The organism is Mesorhizobium sp. M0244, from assembly GCF_040321795.1.
In the GTDB taxonomy this organism is placed as follows: Bacteria; Pseudomonadota; Alphaproteobacteria; order Rhizobiales; family Rhizobiaceae; genus Mesorhizobium.
The window spans coordinates 27,807-45,711 of sequence record NZ_JAMYSE010000039.1 but is presented as its reverse complement, the minus strand read 5'-3'; the positions used below and the strand labels follow the sequence as shown (position 1 = coordinate 45,711).

Annotated in this window: 19 protein-coding genes; 10 read left to right on the top strand and 9 right to left on the bottom strand. The window is 62.8% G+C overall.

The window, feature by feature from the left end:
- Window positions 1–97 precede the first annotated feature (97 nt).
- Both parC and NKJ08_RS21840 read left to right on the top strand, forming a co-directional pair.
- Entirely contained in the window at window positions 98–2,350 is a 2,253-nt protein-coding gene (gene parC / locus NKJ08_RS21845) for a DNA topoisomerase IV subunit A (protein ID WP_352525337.1), read from the top strand.
- Window positions 2,351–2,599: 249 nt separating this feature from the next.
- A complete protein-coding gene (locus tag NKJ08_RS21840; protein ID WP_352525336.1) occupies window positions 2,600–3,820 on the top strand; it encodes an AI-2E family transporter in 1,221 nt (406 codons plus the stop codon).
- Here NKJ08_RS21840 and NKJ08_RS21835 read toward each other — a convergent pair.
- The 3 genes from NKJ08_RS21835 to NKJ08_RS21825 all read right to left on the bottom strand — a co-directional run bounded on the left by NKJ08_RS21835 (window position 3,808) and on the right by NKJ08_RS21825 (window position 6,200).
- Window positions 3,808–4,704: a DMT family transporter gene (locus tag NKJ08_RS21835; RefSeq protein WP_352783266.1), complete on the bottom strand. Its 897-nt coding sequence runs from the start codon at window positions 4,702–4,704 to the stop codon at window positions 3,808–3,810. The genes NKJ08_RS21840 and NKJ08_RS21835 overlap by 13 nt on opposite strands.
- A 124-nt stretch (window positions 4,705–4,828) precedes the next feature.
- Entirely contained in the window at window positions 4,829–5,593 is a 765-nt protein-coding gene (locus NKJ08_RS21830; protein ID WP_352525334.1) for an arginyltransferase, read from the bottom strand.
- Window positions 5,594–5,729: 136 nt separating this feature from the next.
- Window positions 5,730–6,200, bottom strand: coding sequence for an RDD family protein (locus NKJ08_RS21825; protein WP_352525332.1), 471 nt, complete (start codon window positions 6,198–6,200; stop codon window positions 5,730–5,732).
- Between the two features lie 212 nt (window positions 6,201–6,412).
- Between NKJ08_RS21825 and sthA the strand changes: the two genes are divergently transcribed.
- The 3 genes from sthA (at window position 6,413) to NKJ08_RS21810 (ending at window position 9,618) form a co-directional block, all read left to right on the top strand.
- Window positions 6,413–7,801, top strand: coding sequence for a Si-specific NAD(P)(+) transhydrogenase (gene sthA / locus NKJ08_RS21820; RefSeq protein ID WP_352525331.1), 1,389 nt, complete (start codon window positions 6,413–6,415; stop codon window positions 7,799–7,801).
- A gap of 159 nt (window positions 7,802–7,960) precedes the next feature.
- Window positions 7,961–9,169, top strand: a complete 1,209-nt coding sequence (locus NKJ08_RS21815) for an MFS transporter (RefSeq protein ID WP_352525329.1) — start codon at window positions 7,961–7,963, stop codon at window positions 9,167–9,169.
- A gap of 65 nt (window positions 9,170–9,234) precedes the next feature.
- Complete coding sequence (locus tag NKJ08_RS21810) at window positions 9,235–9,618, top strand: VOC family protein (RefSeq protein WP_352776792.1); 384 nt, start codon at window positions 9,235–9,237, stop codon at window positions 9,616–9,618.
- 33 nt (window positions 9,619–9,651) lie between these two features.
- On the opposite strand, the gene NKJ08_RS21805 is transcribed toward NKJ08_RS21810, so the two are convergent.
- Entirely contained in the window at window positions 9,652–10,320 is a 669-nt protein-coding gene (locus NKJ08_RS21805; RefSeq protein WP_352525327.1) for an alpha/beta hydrolase, read from the bottom strand.
- 206 nt (window positions 10,321–10,526) lie between these two features.
- Between NKJ08_RS21805 and NKJ08_RS21800 the strand changes: the two genes are divergently transcribed.
- The gene (locus tag NKJ08_RS21800; protein ID WP_352525325.1) at window positions 10,527–11,702 is read left to right on the top strand and encodes an OpgC family protein; all 1,176 of its coding nucleotides are present in this window, start codon (window positions 10,527–10,529) and stop codon (window positions 11,700–11,702) included.
- A gap of 22 nt (window positions 11,703–11,724) precedes the next feature.
- Here the strand turns inward: NKJ08_RS21800 and NKJ08_RS21795 are convergent, their stop codons facing one another.
- Window positions 11,725–12,807, bottom strand: a complete 1,083-nt coding sequence (locus NKJ08_RS21795; protein ID WP_352525324.1) for a LacI family DNA-binding transcriptional regulator — start codon at window positions 12,805–12,807, stop codon at window positions 11,725–11,727.
- 165 nt (window positions 12,808–12,972) lie between these two features.
- Here NKJ08_RS21795 and NKJ08_RS21790 point away from each other — a divergent pair, with 165 nt between their 5' ends.
- Window positions 12,973–13,116, top strand: a complete 144-nt coding sequence (locus NKJ08_RS21790; RefSeq protein ID WP_352776788.1) for a hypothetical protein — start codon at window positions 12,973–12,975, stop codon at window positions 13,114–13,116.
- A 63-nt stretch (window positions 13,117–13,179) separates the two neighbouring features.
- Window positions 13,180–13,323 (top strand): hypothetical protein, encoded by a 144-nt coding sequence (locus NKJ08_RS21785; RefSeq protein WP_352525323.1) that lies wholly within the window; start codon window positions 13,180–13,182, stop codon window positions 13,321–13,323.
- Between the two features lie 82 nt (window positions 13,324–13,405).
- On the opposite strand, the gene NKJ08_RS21780 is transcribed toward NKJ08_RS21785, so the two are convergent.
- Together NKJ08_RS21780 and NKJ08_RS21775 are read right to left on the bottom strand one after the other, a co-directional pair.
- On the bottom strand, window positions 13,406–13,774 hold the full coding sequence (locus NKJ08_RS21780) for a DUF423 domain-containing protein (RefSeq protein ID WP_352525322.1): 369 nt from the start codon (window positions 13,772–13,774) through the stop codon (window positions 13,406–13,408).
- Window positions 13,775–13,828: 54 nt separating this feature from the next.
- Window positions 13,829–15,088 (bottom strand): multidrug efflux MFS transporter, encoded by a 1,260-nt coding sequence (locus NKJ08_RS21775; RefSeq protein WP_352525321.1) that lies wholly within the window; start codon window positions 15,086–15,088, stop codon window positions 13,829–13,831.
- Window positions 15,089–15,258: 170 nt separating this feature from the next.
- Here NKJ08_RS21775 and NKJ08_RS21770 point away from each other — a divergent pair, with 170 nt between their 5' ends.
- Window positions 15,259–15,921: a GntR family transcriptional regulator gene (locus NKJ08_RS21770; protein ID WP_352525319.1), complete on the top strand. Its 663-nt coding sequence runs from the start codon at window positions 15,259–15,261 to the stop codon at window positions 15,919–15,921.
- 96 nt (window positions 15,922–16,017) lie between these two features.
- Window positions 16,018–16,275 carry a DUF982 domain-containing protein gene (locus tag NKJ08_RS21765; protein ID WP_023674477.1) on the top strand — a complete coding sequence of 86 codons (258 nt, stop codon included), beginning with the start codon at window positions 16,018–16,020 and terminating at the stop codon, window positions 16,273–16,275.
- A 51-nt stretch (window positions 16,276–16,326) separates the two neighbouring features.
- Here NKJ08_RS21765 and NKJ08_RS21760 read toward each other — a convergent pair whose 3' ends face one another.
- Together NKJ08_RS21760 and NKJ08_RS21755 are read right to left on the bottom strand one after the other, a co-directional pair.
- Window positions 16,327–16,485: a hypothetical protein gene (locus tag NKJ08_RS21760; RefSeq protein WP_352525318.1), complete on the bottom strand. Its 159-nt coding sequence runs from the start codon at window positions 16,483–16,485 to the stop codon at window positions 16,327–16,329.
- A gap of 122 nt (window positions 16,486–16,607) precedes the next feature.
- A complete protein-coding gene (locus NKJ08_RS21755; RefSeq protein WP_352525317.1) occupies window positions 16,608–17,651 on the bottom strand; it encodes an aldo/keto reductase in 1,044 nt (347 codons plus the stop codon).
- Between the last annotated feature and the right edge of the window lie 254 nt (window positions 17,652–17,905).

The window sequence follows — 17,905 nt, the reverse complement described above, 5'->3', positions numbered from 1 at the left end:
TGTTGGCCGGCGTCGCGACGCTTCCAATTCCTGTTGCATAGGAGGACGTATGCTGGCGCCTCTTGCCGCGAATCACCCGCTCGGCTAGTGCCAGCCGATGGGAAAAAGGCTTTTGCCGCCTGAAACTGGCGGCGGCGACAATATCGAGCCGGTCGATCTGAAGAAGGCGCTGGAAGAGCGCTATCTCGCCTACGCGCTGTCGACCATCATGCACCGGGCGCTGCCCGACGTGCGCGACGGACTGAAGCCGGTGCATCGCCGCATCATGCATTCCATGCGCCTGTTGCGGCTCAACCCCGACCAGGGCTTTGCCAAATGCGCCCGCATCGTCGGCGAGGTGATGGGCAAATTCCATCCGCACGGCGACCAATCGATTTATGACGCACTGGTGCGGTTGGCGCAGGATTTTTCGATGCGCTATCCGCTGGTCGACGGGCAAGGCAATTTCGGCAATATCGACGGCGATAATGCCGCCGCCATGCGCTACACCGAAGCGCGCATGACGGAAGTGTCGACGCTGCTGCTGGAAGGCATCACCGAGGACGCCGTCGATTTCCGCCCGACCTACAACGAGGAAGACGAGGAGCCGGCCGTGCTGCCCGGCGCCTTCCCGAACCTGCTTGCCAACGGCTCGTCCGGTATCGCCGTCGGCATGGCGACCTCGATCCCGCCGCACAATGCCGCCGAGCTTTGCGACGCCGCGCTTCACCTGATCGATCATCCGGATGCGCCCGTCACCAAGCTGATGGACTTCGTGCAGGGGCCGGATTTTCCGACCGGCGGCATCATCGTCGACAGCCGTGCCTCGATCCTCGATGCCTATGAGACCGGCCGCGGCGGCTTTCGCGTCAGAGCGAAATGGAGCCAGGAGGACCAGGGCAGAGGCACCTGGAACATTGTCGTCACCGAAATCCCCTACGGCGTCCAGAAGGCCAGGCTGATCGAGAAGATCGCCGAGCTTTTGATGGCGCGCAAGCTGCCGCTGCTCGAGGATGTCCGCGACGAGAGCGCCGAGGACATCCGCGTCGTACTGGTGCCGAAGAGCCGCTCGGTCGATCCCGGCATCATGATGGAATCGCTGTTCAAGCTGACCGAGCTCGAAAGCCGCTTTCCGCTCAACATGAACGTGCTGTCGCGCGGCAAGGTGCCGAACGTGCTGTCGCTGAAGGGCGTGCTCAAGGAGTGGCTGGAGCACCGCCGCGACGTCTTGATCCGCCGCTCCAAGCACCGCCTCGGCGAAATCGAGAGGCGGCTGGAGATCCTCGCCGGCTACCTGATCGCCTACCTCAACATCGACGAGGTGATCAGGATCATCCGCGAGGAGGACGAGCCCAAGCAAGTGATGATGGCCCGCTGGTCGCTCACCGACACCCAGGCCGAGGCCATCCTCAATATGCGGCTGAGGGCGCTGCGCAAGCTCGAGGAATTCGAGATCCGCGAGGAATTCAACGGCCTGAGCGGCGAGAAGAAGCAAATCGAGGCGCTGCTCGCATCCGATGCCAAACAGTGGGCGACGATCAAGTGGGAAGTCGCCAACGTTCGCCAGAAATACGGGCCCGAGACCGAGATCGGCAAGCGCCGGACCGAGTTCGCAGATGCACCCGAACATGACCTGACCGATATCGCCCATGCCATGATCGAGCGCGAGCCGGTCACCGTCGTCGTTTCGGAAAAGGGCTGGCTGAGGGCCATGAAAGGTCATCTGACCGACCATTCGACTCTGACCTTCAAGGAAGGCGACAGCCTCAAGCTCGCCTTCCACGCCCAGACGACCGACAAGGTGCTGGTCTTCACCACCGGCGGCAAGTTCTACACGATCGGCGCCGACCGGCTGCCGGGTGGGCGCGGCCATGGCGAGCCGATCCGCATCATCGTCGACATGGACAATGACCAGGACATCGTCACCGCCTTCGTCCATGACCCCAAGCGCAAGCTGCTGCTGGTTTCGCATGACGGCAACGGTTTCATCGTGCCGGAAGAGGAGGTCGTGGCCAACACCCGCAAGGGCAAGCAGGTGATGAACGTCAAGGCGCCCGACGAGGCCCAGCGCTGCGTGATCGTCACCGGCGACCATCTCGCCATCATCGGCGAGAACCGGAAGATGCTGGTGTTCCCGCTGGCCGAGATACCGGAGATGGGGCGCGGCAAGGGCGTGCGCCTGCAGAAATACAAAGATGGCGGCGTCCTCGACCTCAAGACCTTCACGTTCGCAAGCGGCCTATCCTGGCAGGATTCGGCAGACCGCATCTTCACCAAATCGCGTGACGAGCTTGCCGAATGGATCGGCGCCCGCGCCTCGGCCGGCCGCATGGTGCCGAAGGGGTTCCCGAGGACTGGCAAGTTCGGGTGAGGCTGCAATCTCCCCCCTTGAGGGGGAGATGTTGCCGAAGGCGACAGAGGGGGTCGGCACGTCCTGACGCGACCCCATCGCCAACGGAGGCAGCTGGCGCTTCACGCGCGGCAACCCCCTCTGGCCTGCCGGCCATCCCCCCACGAGGGGGGAGATCAGCAGCTTCCCTGTCACCATTTGGAATGTCGTCACGATTGCTGCACTATATCAGTGCATAAGCGATGGGATGGGCCAGGGAGAGTTGGGCGCTTGAAAGAAGCCAGAATCCAGAAACCGGAGCGGCAGCAGCGCCTGTTCGGCCTGTCGACGCCGCTCAGGGCCGCCGTCATTCCGCCGCTGTCGGCGGCGCGCTGGCTCCTGGTGCTGATCGTCGCCGCCGGCGTCTATTTCTTCCACGGCTTCCTGTTCCCGGTCCTTGCCGCCCTGGTGATCGCTTTCGCCAGCTGGCCGCTCTATCGGCGGCTGCTCGCCGGCGTCGGCGGCAACCGCACGATCGCCGCGACGCTTGCGATCCTTTTCATCCTGACCTTCCTGGTAGTGCCGATCGCGCTTGCCGGCACCTACGCCATCAACGAGGTGCGCGAATGGGTCGGCTGGGCGATCGAGACCAACCGCTACGGCGCGCCGACGCCGCACTGGATCGCCACGCTGCCTGTAGTGGGCGAATGGCTGAACGAGCAGTGGACGGTCAATCTCGGCCATCCCGGCGGTATCGGCGAACTGATCCAGCTGATCAGCGGTGCCAATATCGGCAGCATCTATCGCGGCGTGCTTGCCGCCGGCGGCAGCGCTTTCGGCCTTTTGCTGACGCTGCTGTTCATGATGATCGCGCTGTTCTTTGCCTATCGCGACGGCGAGCATTTCGCCGGGCAGGTCGACCGCCTCGGCGAACGCATCCTGCCGGCCAGATGGGAACGGATCTCACGCGTGGTGCCGGCGACGATCTCGTCGACGGTGACCGGCATGACCGTTATCGCCATCGGCGAAGGACTGGTGCTGGGCATCGCTTACTGGCTGGCCGGCGTGCCGTCGCCGGTGACGCTCGGCGCGCTGACCGGCATCATGGCGCTGATTCCCGGCGGCGCGCCGCTGTCCTTTACGCTGGTCTCGATCTATCTCGCCGCCAGCGGCTCGCCGATGGCCGGCCTGGCGCTGTTCATCTGGGGCGCGGTCGAACTCTTCATCGTCGACAAGACATTGCGCCCGAAGCTGGTCGGTGGCCCGATAAAGCTGCCCTTCCTGCCGACTTTTTTCGGCCTGATCGGCGGCGTCAAAACGATGGGTTTTCTCGGCCTGTTCATCGGCCCGGTGCTGATGGCCCTGCTGGTCGCGATCTGGCGCGAATGGCTGCGCGAGGTGGAACTGACCGATGAACTCGCTGCCGCCGAACCGACGGAGCAGGATGACGCACCGCCGCAGATCGAAATTGTCGCCGACCGCGCCGCCGCGAAAAAGAATCAGGCCGGGTGACTGACGGCGAGCGTGGCGCGGCGCTTGCGCCCCTCGTGCAGCTGCCAGAGCGAATGGCCGATCAAAGTGACGATGAGGATCGCGCCACCGATAAGGCTGTTGCGCGACGGCGTTTCGGCGAAGATCATCCACACCCAGACCGGCGCCAGCACGGTTTCGAGCAGATAAAACATCGCCACTTCCGGCCCGGAAATGTATTTAGGCCCGTTGGCGAGGCAGAAGAACGAGATCGGCATGATGACGGCGCCGTTGAAGACGATCCACCACGGTGCGCTGACCTGGAAACCAACCTTGGAGACCATGAGGGCGGCGACGGCAAGCGGCAGGACGACTCCGATCAGCGCGGTGAAACCCATATCCCTGCCGCTCGCGCGCGAGATGGTGATGGCCGCGGCGATCATAAAGGCCGAGCATAGCGCCATCAGGTCGCCGAAGAGATGCCCGGTTCCGACGGAATCGCCGACGATGATCACGACGCCGGCGATCATCAATGCCAGCGCTGCAAGCGTCAGTGGCCGTGGCCTCTCCTTCAGGAACAGCCACGACAAAAGGGCCGCGAACATGGTGGTGAAGGCCAGGATGAAAACGAGGTTTGCGGTCGAGGTGTTGTAGACGCCGGTAATAAAGGCGATCGAGCCGAGCCCGTAGAGGGCGGCAACGACAAGCCCCGACCAGCCCGGGATAAGCTGCGGTGCGTTTGTGCTCAGCGACCGCCAGACCGCCCAGATAATGAGGGTTGCGACGAAGGTTGTGCCGGTGCGCAACAGCAGGATCGTCCATGCCTCGCCGTCGGCGAGCCGGATCAGCGGAATGTCGACAGTCAGCGTCAACCCCCCGATGGCGGTGATCAGAAGGCCTTTCTGGTGGTCGTTGTGGGAAGACATGCCGCAATTCTCGCGATGAGCTTGGAGGCGCAAAATTTGACCCGCCCGGTCTTCCAGCCGATCGGCCGGAAGCCCAGCGGCATCCTCCTCGAAACAATCTAAGAGTGAATACCGAAAGCGGAAATCAGCGCGAAACCGCTTCGTGATTGTAGCGTTCCCAGCCTTTCGGGCCGAGATGCTCCTGCGGCTGGAAGCGCATCTTATAATTCATCTTGCGCGAGCCGTTGACCCAGTAGCCCAGGTAGACATGGGGCAGGCCCATCGCCCTGGCGCGGGCGATGTGGTCGAGGATCATGAAGGTGCCGAGCGAACGGTCCACGAAGTCCGGGTTGAAGTAGGAATAGACCATCGACAGGCCATCGGCCATCTTATCGGTGAGCGCCACGGCGATCAGTTCACCCTGGCCCTTGCCGGTGATGAAACTGTCGGGCCCGCGGCGGCGGTATTCGATGACCTTGGTGTCGACATGGGTATCCTCGATCATCATGGCGTAGTCGAGCACGGTCATGTCGGACATGCCGCCACGGCGGTGGCGGGCGTCGAGATAGCTGCGGAACAGCGAATACTGCTCGGTGGAGGGTTCGGCGTCGTGCATGGCGCCGACCAGATCCGAATTATGCTGTATGACCCGTTTCATGTTGCGGCTGGCGGTGAATTCCTGCGCCAGGATACGCACCGACACGCAGGCGCGGCAGGTCTCACAAGCCGGCCTGTAGGCGATGTTCTGCGACCGCCTGAAACCGCCTTGCGTCAACAGATCGTTCATCTCGGGGGCCTTGTCGCCGACCAGGTGTGTGAACACCTTGCGCTCGAACTGGCCCTCGAGATAGGGACATGGCGAGGGCGCGGTCAGAAAGAACTGTGGCGACTGGGTCGGGTGCTGCGTCATCGAGCCTTGGAAACACTCCTGCGAATCGCTCTACCTTTGGCGCGGATGCCGAAAAATTCAACAGGATTGTGAAGGCCTGGGTGATTGGACGTCTTCACTTTTGTGCGCAAAGGCTGCGGCCGCGCTTCAAAGCCGCTCAGCGGCCGCTGCGGCTGACGACCGTGCCGAGCAACAGGTCGTGCAGCGTGCGCTTGCGGTCGGAAAACAGGCTCACCAGCAGGACCAGCGGCGAAAGGATGACATTGCCCGCCCAGAACAGCACCGAATGCACGACGGCGGTCAGCCCGTCGATGCGGCTGCCGTCGAGCCGGTCGAGCCGGATGCCCATCATCTTCATGCCGGTTGTGGCCTGGTCTCTACTGCCGAGCGTGTTCCAGATGTAGAGGATGGCGACGGTCGGCACGAGAATGGAAAACAGCATCCAGCCGAGGCCAAGCGTCAACAGCCCGAACAGGAACACCAGGATCGCGAAAGGAATGGTGAGCAGCGCCACGATGAAATAATCGATGACGAAGGCGAGAATGCGCCGCGTGCGCACGCCGTCATAGGCGCGGACATCTTCGAGCCTGCTGGTGATGATTTCGCCGTCGAGAACGCGAGCGTTCATGTCATTTCCTCGTAATCGAACCCGGGTTAATGCACGGGGCCGCCTCTCGGTGAAATGGTGAAGGTTCGCGGCGGAATCAAGATCGAGCCTTTTGCCGCCGCGTAGATAGTGACGGAGTGCCTGGTGCCGTCTGACTTGTTGAATTCATGGCGCGGATAGCGTTAGCTTGTTGCGGCGCAACAAAAGGTGCCGAGCCGAGGGGACGGGGCGACATGGACTACGACATGCTGGTCATCGGCAGCGGCCCTTCCGGGCGCCGCGCTGCGGTGCAGTCGGCCAAGCTCGGCAAGTCGGTGCTGGTGGTCGATAGGGGCCGGCGCCTCGGCGGCGTGTCGGTGCATACCGGCACCATCCCGTCGAAGACGTTGCGCGAGACGGTGCTCAACCTCTCAGGCTGGCGTGAGCGCGGCTTTTATGGACGCGGCTACCGTGTGAAGCAGGACATTTCGGTCGGCGATTTGGTCGAGCGCCTGCACAAGACGCTCGACCATGAGGTCGAGGTGCTGCAGCACCAGTTCATGCGCAACACGGTCAAGAGCGCGCGCGCCGCGGTAAAATTCCTCGGCCCCAACAAGGTCAGCCTGACCACCGACACCGGCGACTACAGCGAGGTTGGCTTTGCCCATGCGCTGATCGCGGTCGGCACCCGGCCGCACCGGCCGCGCGACGTGCCCTTCGACAAGACACGTGTCTTTGACAGCGATGAGATGCTGGAACTCGACCGCCTGCCGCGCACGCTGACGGTGATCGGCGCCGGCGTTATCGGCGTCGAATATGCGACGATTTTTTCGGCGCTCGACGTGCCGGTCACGCTGGTAGAGCCCCGCAACACCATGTTGGATTTCGTCGACCGCGAGATCGTCGATGACTTCATCCATCAGATGCGCGACCGCGGCATGACGATTCGATTGGGCAGTGCCGTCAAGGAGATCGCCTCGAAACCCGATTACGCCGAGGTGACGCTGGCCGACGGCCGCACCATACGTTCCGAGATCGTGCTTTATGCTGCAGGGCGTACCGGCAATGTCGGCAGCCTGGGGTTGGAAGCGGTCGGCATCGAAGCCGATTCCCGAGGCCGCATCAAGGTCGATCCGCAGACCTTCCAGACCAGCGCGCCGAACATCTATGCCGCCGGTGACGTCATCGGCTTTCCGAGCTTGGCCTCGACCTCGATGGAGCAGGGCAGGGTGGCTGCCTGCCACGCGTTCGGCGTGCCCTTGCCGCCGCCGCCCGAGACCTTTCCATACGGCATCTACGCCGTGCCGGAAATCTCCACCGTCGGCCAGTCCGAGGAGCAGGTGCGCGAGAGTGGTGCCGCCTATGAGGTCGGCGTGGCGCGGTTTCGCGAGACATCGCGCGGCCACATCATGGGCGTCAACACTGGCTTCCTGAAGCTTTTGTTCTCGATAGAAACACGCCGTCTGCTCGGCGCCCATATTGTCGGCGAGGGCGCGACCGAACTCATCCACATTGGCCAGGCGGTCATCAATCTCGGCGGCACTGTCGACTTTTTCGTCAACAACACCTTCAACTATCCGACGCTGGCCGAAGCCTACAAGATCGCCGGGCTGGATGCCTGGAACAGGATGGGGCGGGCGTAGACGATGATCCCGAATCGAAGGACCGCGTCAGCGAAAAGTGGGCATCGGTTTTGCTGCGCGGACCTTCGGATGGGGGCAGGACACTCAGCAGTGGCGCATTGCAACCGACATGGTAGCCGTTGCGTTTCAGCCAAACGGATTGCCGAACAGGGCAAAGCAATGACTGGGGCAGCGCCAAGGAAAACCTTCGCCTGGATTTCCCGAAACACGGTGCTTCTGGCGCTGGCGAGCCTGTTTGCCGACATTTCGACAGAGATGCTTTATCCGATCCTGCCGATCTTCCTAACACAGACTCTGCACGCAAGCGGGAGCGTCGTCGGTCTGGTCGACGGAATCGCCCAGGCGACGCAGAACATCGTGCAAGGTTTTTCGGGCTGGCTCTCGGACAGGTTTCAGAAGCGGAAACCGATAGCCCTCATTGGCTATTTTCTGGCCTCTATCGCCAAACCGCTGATCGGCATGGCCACGGTGTGGCCGATGGTCCTGGGCGCGCGGTTTGTGGATCGGCTCGGTGCAGGCTTCCGATCCGCTCCGCGCGACGCGCTCCTTGCTTCGTCCGTGGCCGAGGAGCACCGAGGCAAAGCATTCGGCCTCGAAGGCATTGGCGATAATCTGGGAGCGTTTCTGGGGCCACTGCTCGCGGTGCTGCTTCTCATCGCGCTCAAAGTCGATATCCGCTGGATCTTCTATCTCGCGCTCATTCCCGGTCTCCTCGCCTTCCTCATGGTGGTGTTGGTGCACGAGCAGCCACTGGCCGTAGCCGCAAAGGCCAAGATCGACGTCAATCTGCGGCAGTTTCCCAAAGCCTACTGGACCTATCTCTTGGTGACAGCTCTCTTCGGCATCGGCAATTCGAGCAATGCATTTCTGATTCTGCAAACACAGGATATCGGTGCCTCTTTGGAGGCAACCATTCTTATCTACGCAGGCTTCAATCTCGTTGCGGCGCTGACTTCCTACCCGGCCGGCTTTCTATCGGACCGCTTCGGCCGCAAGGGCGTGTTACTGTCGTCCTTCGTCATCTTCCTGATCGCCTATCTCGGCTTCGCCTTGACCCGGAACATCTATCTGATCGGGCTGCTTTTTGCCTTCTACGGGTTCTATCAAGGCATCTTCCGCTCAGTCGGCAAGGCATTCGCCTCGGACTTCGTGCCGCAAGAGCTGCGTGCCAGCGGCATCGGCTGGTACAGCACCACGGTCGGCCTGCTGGAACTCGCGGCAAGCGTTGTCGCCGGACAGCTCTGGGATCGTGTAAGCCATGAGGCGGTGTTCATCTACGGCGCTGTCTTCGCCGTGGTCGGCAGTGCTGGTCTGCTTGCCCTGCTTCCCTGGCGAACCAACGGTCATAGTGTGTCGGCGGCGTCGTAGTGCCGCCGGGGCGTTGCCGATGATGAGCAGCCTTTGATAAAACGTTCTACTCAAACGGAAGGTCCCTGATCATGACGCCCGTCAGTGTTCGCTATATTGTCGACGATGTCGCTGCTTCCATCGATTTCTACGTGAAGCATCTGGGCTTTGCCATTGAACGGGATGCGCGGCCGGCTTTCTGCTCGGTCACGCACGGCGATCTGCGGCTTCTGCTGAGCGGGCCGGAGAGCTCGGGCGCACGGGCGATGCCGGATGGCCGCCGGCCGGTGCCGGGAGGGTGGAACCGCATCCTGCTGGTGGTGCCGGATCTGAAGCAAGAGGTTGCGCGCCTGAAGGGCGCCGGGCTCGCCTTCTGCAACGATATCATCAACGGCGTCGGCGGCTCGCAGACCCTGCTCGAAGACCCGTCCGGCAATGTGATCGAGCTGTTCCAGCCCGCCGCACACTGACATTCGATGGTCGGGCCCGCGTTGTGCGTGCGCTCAATCCGCTCGTTCAGCAGTTGCCTGACCCGCCAGCCACTGCCTGACGATTTCAGCATCCGGATCGCCGATTTCGTGGCCTGAGGCAATGGTGTGGGCCTCCACCTTGGCGCCACGCGAACTGAGCAGCGCGACCAGCGCCGGTGCGAAGGGCGCGTAGATCAGGTCGGCGGCGCCGGCGATGATCAGAGCCCGCGCCTTCGACAGGTCGGCCGGCGGCACCTCGTCGAGCACCGGCATCGGACGCAGCAATGCAGCGCGCTCGATGAGGCCAGGATGCAGCAGCATGACGCTTGAAACCAGATTGGCGCCGTTCGAATAGCCGAGAAAGGTCGCGCGGCGGAGATCGAGGCTGTGGCGCTTCGCGACGCCGGCGACGAAGCCTGCAAACGCATCTGCCTCCGCGCGGATACTTGCCTGCTCGAATCGCGTCGGGGTGATTCGCGTGAACCAGCGGAAACCGTCCTCCTGAGGGATGCGGCCACGGACCGTAACCAGCGCCGCGTGCGGCGCGATTTGCCGACCAAACGGCAGCAAGGTCGTCTCGTCGACACCCGATCCATGCAACAGGAACAGCCAGTCACCGGGTAAATTGGCGGGTCGACGGAGCCGGTAGAAAAAGCCTGAATTCTCCTGCAAAATACCGTCTTCGAGGCTTTCCTCGGCCATAGTCACATCCTTTTGATTTCGCGTTACTTTCGTTAATTTGCCGGCTTCAAAACGGAATATTTTCAAGCTCCGCGAAAGTTGATTGAACCGGGCGCATTTCAGTCCGTTTCTTCGCCGATATAATCCCCGCGGGAGGGATCGAAGCAGTGTGCGCCGGGGTGGTCGCATTGCCGGGCATGAACAACCAGCTTTAAGGCCTTTTATCGATGACCATGCCAGTTTCGCCGGAACGCGATACGCGTATTGATGTGTTCCGGGCTCTCGCCCTCCTGACCATATTCGTCGACCACGTGCCGGGCACCGTGTTCGAAACCCTGACCTACAAGAATTTCGGGTTTTCAGATGCGGCCGAGGCCTTCGTGCTGATCTCCGGCATGTCCGTCGCTCTCGCCTACGGCACCAAATTCCAGCCGGGAAACCGGCTGATTGCAACGCTGAAAATGTGGCGCCGCGCCGGCGTGCTCTATGTCACCCACATCGTCACGACGATGGTGGTGATGGCCATTTTCTGCGCGGCGGCTGTGTTTGCGAAACGGCCGGACCTTCTGACGCTGATCAACATCGAGCCGCTCGTCAGGAACCCGCCACAAGTCCTGGTCGGCATCGTCACGCTCGGCCATCAGCTCGGTTACAACAACATACTGCCGGTCTATGCGGCGCTGCTGTTGATGGCGCCGGCCTTCCTGCTGTTCATCAGCTACAGGCCACTGGCGGCGCTTGCCGTATCCGCAGCCCTTTGGCTGATCGCCGGAATCTACCAGATCGCGCCGCCGAACTACCCGGAGCCCGGTTTCTGGTTCCTCAATCCGCTGTCATGGCAATTGCTGTTCAATATCGGCATGGCCAGCGTGTTGCATGTGCGGCGCGGCGGCACCATCCCGGTCAATCGCTGGCTGGTCGGCGCGGCCGCCGCCTATGTGCTGACGGCGCTCGTCTGGGTGCACAGCCCGTTGTGGGGGCATGTGTCGTGGCTCGACCTGCCGGTGGTGCTGACCGGTTTCGACAAGACGTTCCTGTCCTTGCCGCGGCTGCTGCACATCCTGGCGATGAGCTACCTGGTCGTCGCCTTGCCTTTCGTCTCGAACCTGTTTCGCACCGGCCGCGACAATCCGCTCGCCATATTGGGCAAACGCTCGCTGCCCGTTTTCATTGCCGGCACGGTGATTGCCATGGCGGCACAGGTGATGAAGCTGATCAACCCGGGCGGCTTTGCCTATGACAGTCTGCTGCTCGCCGCCGGCATCGCCATGCAGTTCGCGCTCGCCTTCTATCTGGAATGGCTGTCCGCTATCGGCTGGTCCGGCAAGGGCAAGCCGGTCCGCAACGAGGCGTCGCCTGTCCGTCCATCCTTTGGCATCGGTCCCATGGCGGCCAATCGATAAGATTTGGAGCCGATCTGCCCAGTCAACCTGTGCCTGGCGGCGGCCCGGACGACGCCCTGACGACAAGTTCGACGCCGAGCGTTTCTCGCCGCACCGTGCCGTCGAAGTCGAGGATCCTTCGCGCCGCCCGGCGACCGATCTCGGCGATCGGCTGGGCGACGGTGGTAAGTGGAGGATCGCAAATTGCGGCTTCAGGCACGCCGTCGAAGCCGACGACGGAAACATCGCGAGGGACCGCAATGCCCCGCGCGTTGAGCCATTCCAACGCTTCCATCGCGACCCGGTCCGACATCGCCAGGATGGCGGTCGGCGGTTCTGCCGAGGCGAAGATGGTTTCGAGGCCGGCCTTTGTGCTGGCCTCGTCGTTTTCAGTCTCGTAGACCGGCACTTTGGCGGTATCGACACCGAACCGGGAAAGCTCTTCGAGATAGCCGAGGAGGCGGTCACGGGTTCCCGTATAGACCGCCGTCCGGACCCGCTCGGGCGAGACAAGACCGGTGCTGTCGTCGGCGAAGGCCAGCGACAGCACGGCGAAGCGGCGATGTCCAAGTTCCGCCAGATGGCGCGCCGCGAGCCGGCCGCCGGCAACATTGTCGACGCCGATCGCGGAGACCGTGTCGTCCTGCGAGCCGAGCTCGAGCGCGACGAAGGGGAGCTTGCGTTCGCGCGTCAGCTCGACGAGGCGCGGACCGCCCTCGATGCAAAACAGGATGAAGCCGTCAACCAGGGCGCTCTGGATGTTCCAGGCAAGTTTTTCCTCGTTGCCGGCCGACACGAGGGCTATTCCAGCGCCGGTGGCGTCGCATGCCTCCGAAATGCCGGCCATCATCACGCGGGCAAAAGGGTCGTCGAAGAAATAGGACAGCGGCTCGGTGGTGGCGACGCCGATCGCGTTGACCTTGCCGGCACGCAGCAGGCGGCCCTTGGGATCGGGGCCGGCATAGCCCAGCGCCTCGGCCGCCGCCTTGACGCGCGCGCGGACTTCCTCACGCACGATTTCGGGACGGCTGAAGACATTGGAGGCGGTGCCGTGTGATACGCCCGCGGCTTTGGCGATGTCCGCCAGCCGGATGGGCCTCCTGCTGCCTTCGGTGAGTGATGCCATTTGTTTGTCTCCGGGACTCCGGTCCAACAGTATCGCCGATTACCTACCACTTTCGTTGGATCGATTCAAATTTTTGCTTGACATTTATGGTGCGACGCGTATTCTTTGAATCGATCCAAGAGCGTTTTTCGTCCCCAGATTGGATCGATACAAGAGGAGAGTGCCATGCACCCCGTCAATTATCTGTTCGAGGACATTTACCGGAACGACTGGAGCATCCGTTCGAGCGCGGAGGCCCGGAAGCGGCGAGACAGGACCGGTCCGTGGATTCGCGACCTGCGTTTCCTGGTGGGACGCAAGCGGAGCTGATCTGCAAAGTATTTTTGTGCCTGCTGATTGGATCGATTCAAATAAGCAAGAGGAGATGAAGTCATGCACCCGATCAACCATCTGTTCGAAGACATCTATCGCAATTATTGGGGCATTTCGCCGGCCACTGAGCGGCCGGAACGGCGGCGTGTAGTCAAGGCGACCAAGCGCGATGGTCAACTCCGGCCCGAACGTCGGCAAGACTGAGTTGGCAAGACAGAGCCCGCAAGACTGAGCCAGTGGATCGAGGGCCGCTGGCGAAGAGCAGCAGCCGCCATTGGCTGCCGCGTCAAGGGCGCGGGCGTACGAGCGCCGAGGCTGCCATCACCAGCCAGCCGCCGATGAGCACGGTGCCGCCGATCGGCGCCGACATCGGGAACAGCCGCGAGCCAAGGAAGTCCCGGGCGAGGAGATCTCCCGAGAACAGCAGAAGCCCGATGAGAAGGATGAGGCTTCCGGTTCGCAGGATGCTATTTCCACCGAGCAGCCCGACGGCAAGGAAGACTGGTGCATGCATGAGCAGGAAGGACGCGGCCGTACCGACGAAAGCGCCGCCGAGATGCGCCGCCGCCGCCGAAAGCGCCACGCCGGTTGCGCCGCACAGTCCGCCGGCAAAAACAAGAATGCTGCTGCCTGCCGTGTGTTCGGCCATGCTCATTTCCACGCCTCCGTGATTCCTGGCGACCGCCTGAGATAGTGCTTGCGAACCGTGTCAGGATTTGCCGGCTTCCGCCAGCATGTCGCGTTCGCGGCGTGACTGCACCAGCCAATTATAGGCCGCTCCGCCCGCCATCAGCACGGACGTGCCGAGAAACACCGCGCGCATGCCGAAATGGCCGCCGACGAAGCCGCCGAGCAGCGGCCCGGCGACCTGCCCGACATATTGCGCCGAGATCGATAAGCCCAGCACATTGCCGCCGACGCCGTCCGGCACATTGTGGCGGATGACGCTGGTGATGCAGGGCAAAAGACCGCCAAGCGCCAGGCCCATCAGGAAACGCAGGCCGACGAGCTGCCAGCCCTGCGTGACGAAGGCCTGCGGGATCAACAGTAGCCCCGAGACTGCGAGTGCGGCAACGATGACGTTCCAGTGGCCGATACGGTCGGCGAGCTTGCCGAGCCGCGAAGCCGACAGGATGGCGCCAAGCGCTGCCGCCGACATGACGATGCCGGAGACCAGCGTGACGCGACTCTGATCTTCGATGAGCTGCTGGACGTAAACCGTGATGATCGGCTCGATCGACATGGTGGCGAAACTCAACAGCATGCCGGTCGCCAGCATGGCGACGACGGGGCGCTTGTCGGGAATCTGCGACCAGCCGCCTTTCGCTTTTTCTTCTGACGCGGCCTTGGCGGCAACCAGGCGAGGGGCCTCCTTGATCAGCAAGGTGGTTGCCAGAAACGCCAGGAAAATGACGCCGCCGGCGAGCAGGAATGTGGCGCGGATCCCAATCAGCGGCGGCAGCGCGCCGCCGAGCAACGGGCCGACCAGGGCACCGGCCGTGATGCCGGCCGACAGCACGCCCAGCGCCCAGCCGGAGCGATCCTTCGGCGTCTGCATGGCAACCAGGATGGTCGAGCCTGAAGAATAGCCGCCAGCAAAGCCGATCAGTAGGCGCAAGAACACCAATTGCCAGACGGTCTGCACCATGCCGGTCAGCGACATGCACAGCGCCATGCCGAAACTGGCACGCACCAGCATCAACTTGCGGCCGTAGCGGTCGCCTAGCCGCCCCCACAGGGGTGCGACCAGCGCGGCAGCAAAGAAGGTGGCGCCGTAGGCGATGCCCGACCACTGCACGATCGCCGCATGGCCCTCGGCGCCCAGCTGCTCGACGTAGAGCGGCAGGAAGGGCAACAGCAGCGTCATCGCCACGAGCGTGCTGAACGAGCCGGCAAAGCAAACGGCGAGATTGCGGCGCCAGTGGATGTTGTGGGTGTCTTGCACGGCGAGGGTGGCGTCTTGGGGCATATCAGATACTGCTATCGTTAGCTTGCTGCGGATACCACTTTGGTATACCAAACTGGTATCCGTCATGAACGCAAGGCTGGCCGCTGTCAATGCGGTCCCTGCAATGTGATCGCCAACAGTGGCCGGTGAACAAGAGGGCCGACGAACCGGCTCCAGCAAACGGAACGCCAATGTCGCAGATGCAGAACGTCGAAAAGCAGCTTCGCGAGATGATCCTCGGGCTCGAGATCGGTCCCGGCGAGCGGCTGACGGAGCGCTGGATCGAAAGCCGCTTCGGCGCCTCGCGCACGCCGGTCAGGGCGGCATTGCTGCGATTAGAGACCGAAGGCCTGGTCTGCCGCGACGGCCGCGGCTGGACGGTCTCGCCCATCAATCTTGCTGAGCTGGAGCAGATCGCGGTCTACCGCGAGGCGGTCGAGGTCGCGGCACTCAGGCTGACTTGTGCCTTGCAGGATAGGAGTGCCGTCGAAATCATCGAGGCGATGCTCGATTCTTGCGACGACAAGACGCCGCGCGAGGAATGGCATCGCGTCGGCATGGATTTTCATATCGAGCTGGCACGCCTGTCTGGCAACGAGTTCCTGTTCAGGGCGGTTCGCGACGCGATGACGCGGCTGTCGCGCGCCCGATGGCTCGAGGTTCGCGACGAGGCGGCACTTGGCCGTGCCTGGGCAGAACACCATGCCATCCTATCGGCGGTGCGGGCAGGCGATGCCGATGGGGCTGCCCGCCTGCTTTCAGCCCATATCGTCGGCAGCCGCGACCGGCTGGTAACGTCGCTGCGCAACGACCGGCGCGGCCTGCGCGCCAGGGGATTTGCCGTCGTCGCCTGAGTCCGGATCCGCGGCCATTGATCACGAAAAAGGCAGATGAGCGAAGAAAGCTACTTTCGGTCTCGCTTCGCAAATGCTGATGGCGTAAGAGCGGCGATGGAAAACAATCGATTTGACACACCCGTGACCGTCAAGGGCGCGGCGGGAAGCAACCAGCTCTTGCGTACGGCTCGCGAGGCTTCCGACTACCTCCTCAACAATTGGCCCGGCAAGCGCAGCCCCAAGCATCGCGAAGCGCTGCAGGCCTGTCACGATGCGCTGGCCGGCGACAAGCCGGCCATGAACGCAAGACGGGCCTTCATTGCCGCCGCCCGCGAAGTGAACGTCTTCGTCAGCGACAAGGCGCCCGCCTAAGGCATAGCGGGACTTGACCGAGATCCGGCCCGCCTGGCGGGCCGGATCTCATCACTCTGCCGTTTCGGTTTTGGTTTGGGACTCGCTTTCGTCCTCGGGCGTCGACCGTTCCTTGGCCGCGACTTTGGCAGCCTGCTTTTCCGCCTTCTTGGCAGCCTTCTGCCGGTCGCGTTCCTTGCGTTCCTGACCGTAGTTCGGTGCTCGCGCCATATCGTTTCCTTTCATTGTGCTTGGCCCTTGCCTAGGAGCATTGAGCCACAAATACAACACCGCAGGGCACGATCGGCTCCATATCTCAGCGCAGTTCCGGGAGTCCGGCTTCAGCCCGTTTTTCAGGCGCCGTCCCGGTCGAGAACCAGATCGGCCGGACCGAACCGGTCCTTCGCCGTGAACTGCTGGTGCCAGTAGGGATAGAGCACGGGTGGCCTGCTGACCGCGTCGAGGCGTGTGCGCTCCTCATCGGCAAGCACCAGGCTTGCAGCAGCGATATTGTCCTTGAAATGCGCTTCGGTTCGTCCGCCGATCACCAGCGAGCTGACAGCGGGCCGGCCGAGCAGCCAGGCAAGCGCCACCTGCGCCGCCGACACGCCATGGTTGTTGCCGACGTCGATCAGCACATCGACGATCCGCCACAGCCGGTCCTCGTCGCGGATCGGCGGTTCCGACCAGCCGCTGAGCTGGCGGGCGGTCGGCTGGTCGCGGCGGTATTTGCCGGACAGCAATCCGCCGGCGAGCGGGCTCCAGACCAGCACACCGAGCCCCTGGTCGACCGAGATCGGCAACAATTCATACTCGGCTTCGCGCGCTTCCAGCGTGTAATGGATTTGCTGGGTAACGAAGCGCGGCTGGTGCTGACGGTCGGCGATGCCGAGTCCCTTCATTACTTGCCAGCCCGAATAATTGGAACAGCCGACGTAGCGAACCTTGCCCTGCGTGACCAGAGTGTCTAGCGCGGCAATGGTTTCCTCGAGTGGTGTCAGGCCATCCCACTCGTGCAGGAAATAGATGTCGATGACATCGGTTCTGAGCCGCTTCAGGCTCCTCTCGCATTCGCGGATCAGATGGTAGCGCGACAGGCCTTCATCATTAGGGCCTTTGCCGATCCGCATGCGCGCCTTGGAGGCGATCAGCACGTCGCCTTTGCGCTTGCCGCCGAGCGCCTCGCCGATGATCTCTTCCGACAGCCCGTTCGAATAGACGTTGGCGGTGTCGATGACATTGATGCCGGTGTCGATGCAAAGGTCGATCATCCGGCGCGCCTCGTCGAGATCGGTCTTGCCGACCGCCGAAAACGCGCCGCCGCCGCCGAAGGTCATGGTGCCCATGGTCAGCGTCGAGACCTTCAGCCCGGAATGGCCGAGAGTGCGGTATTCCATGTCGTATCCTCACGATTTATTGGAAAAGGCCGCGCTTCAAGCGTCAGCCCTGAATGAACCGGGCATTTGTAGGACAATTCGTGCCGCTTGTCTCCCATGCTGCAGGGGCAAGATCGATCACATCTTGCGGATTGGACGCGCAGCCGGCGCAGGGTGGGCTGCAATAAAACCGTCATTGCCGGCCTATAGTAATTTCGGTTCGGCGCTTTGTTTTCCGGCCGCCCGGCCGGGCGGCAGAGCGTCTGGCGGCTGTA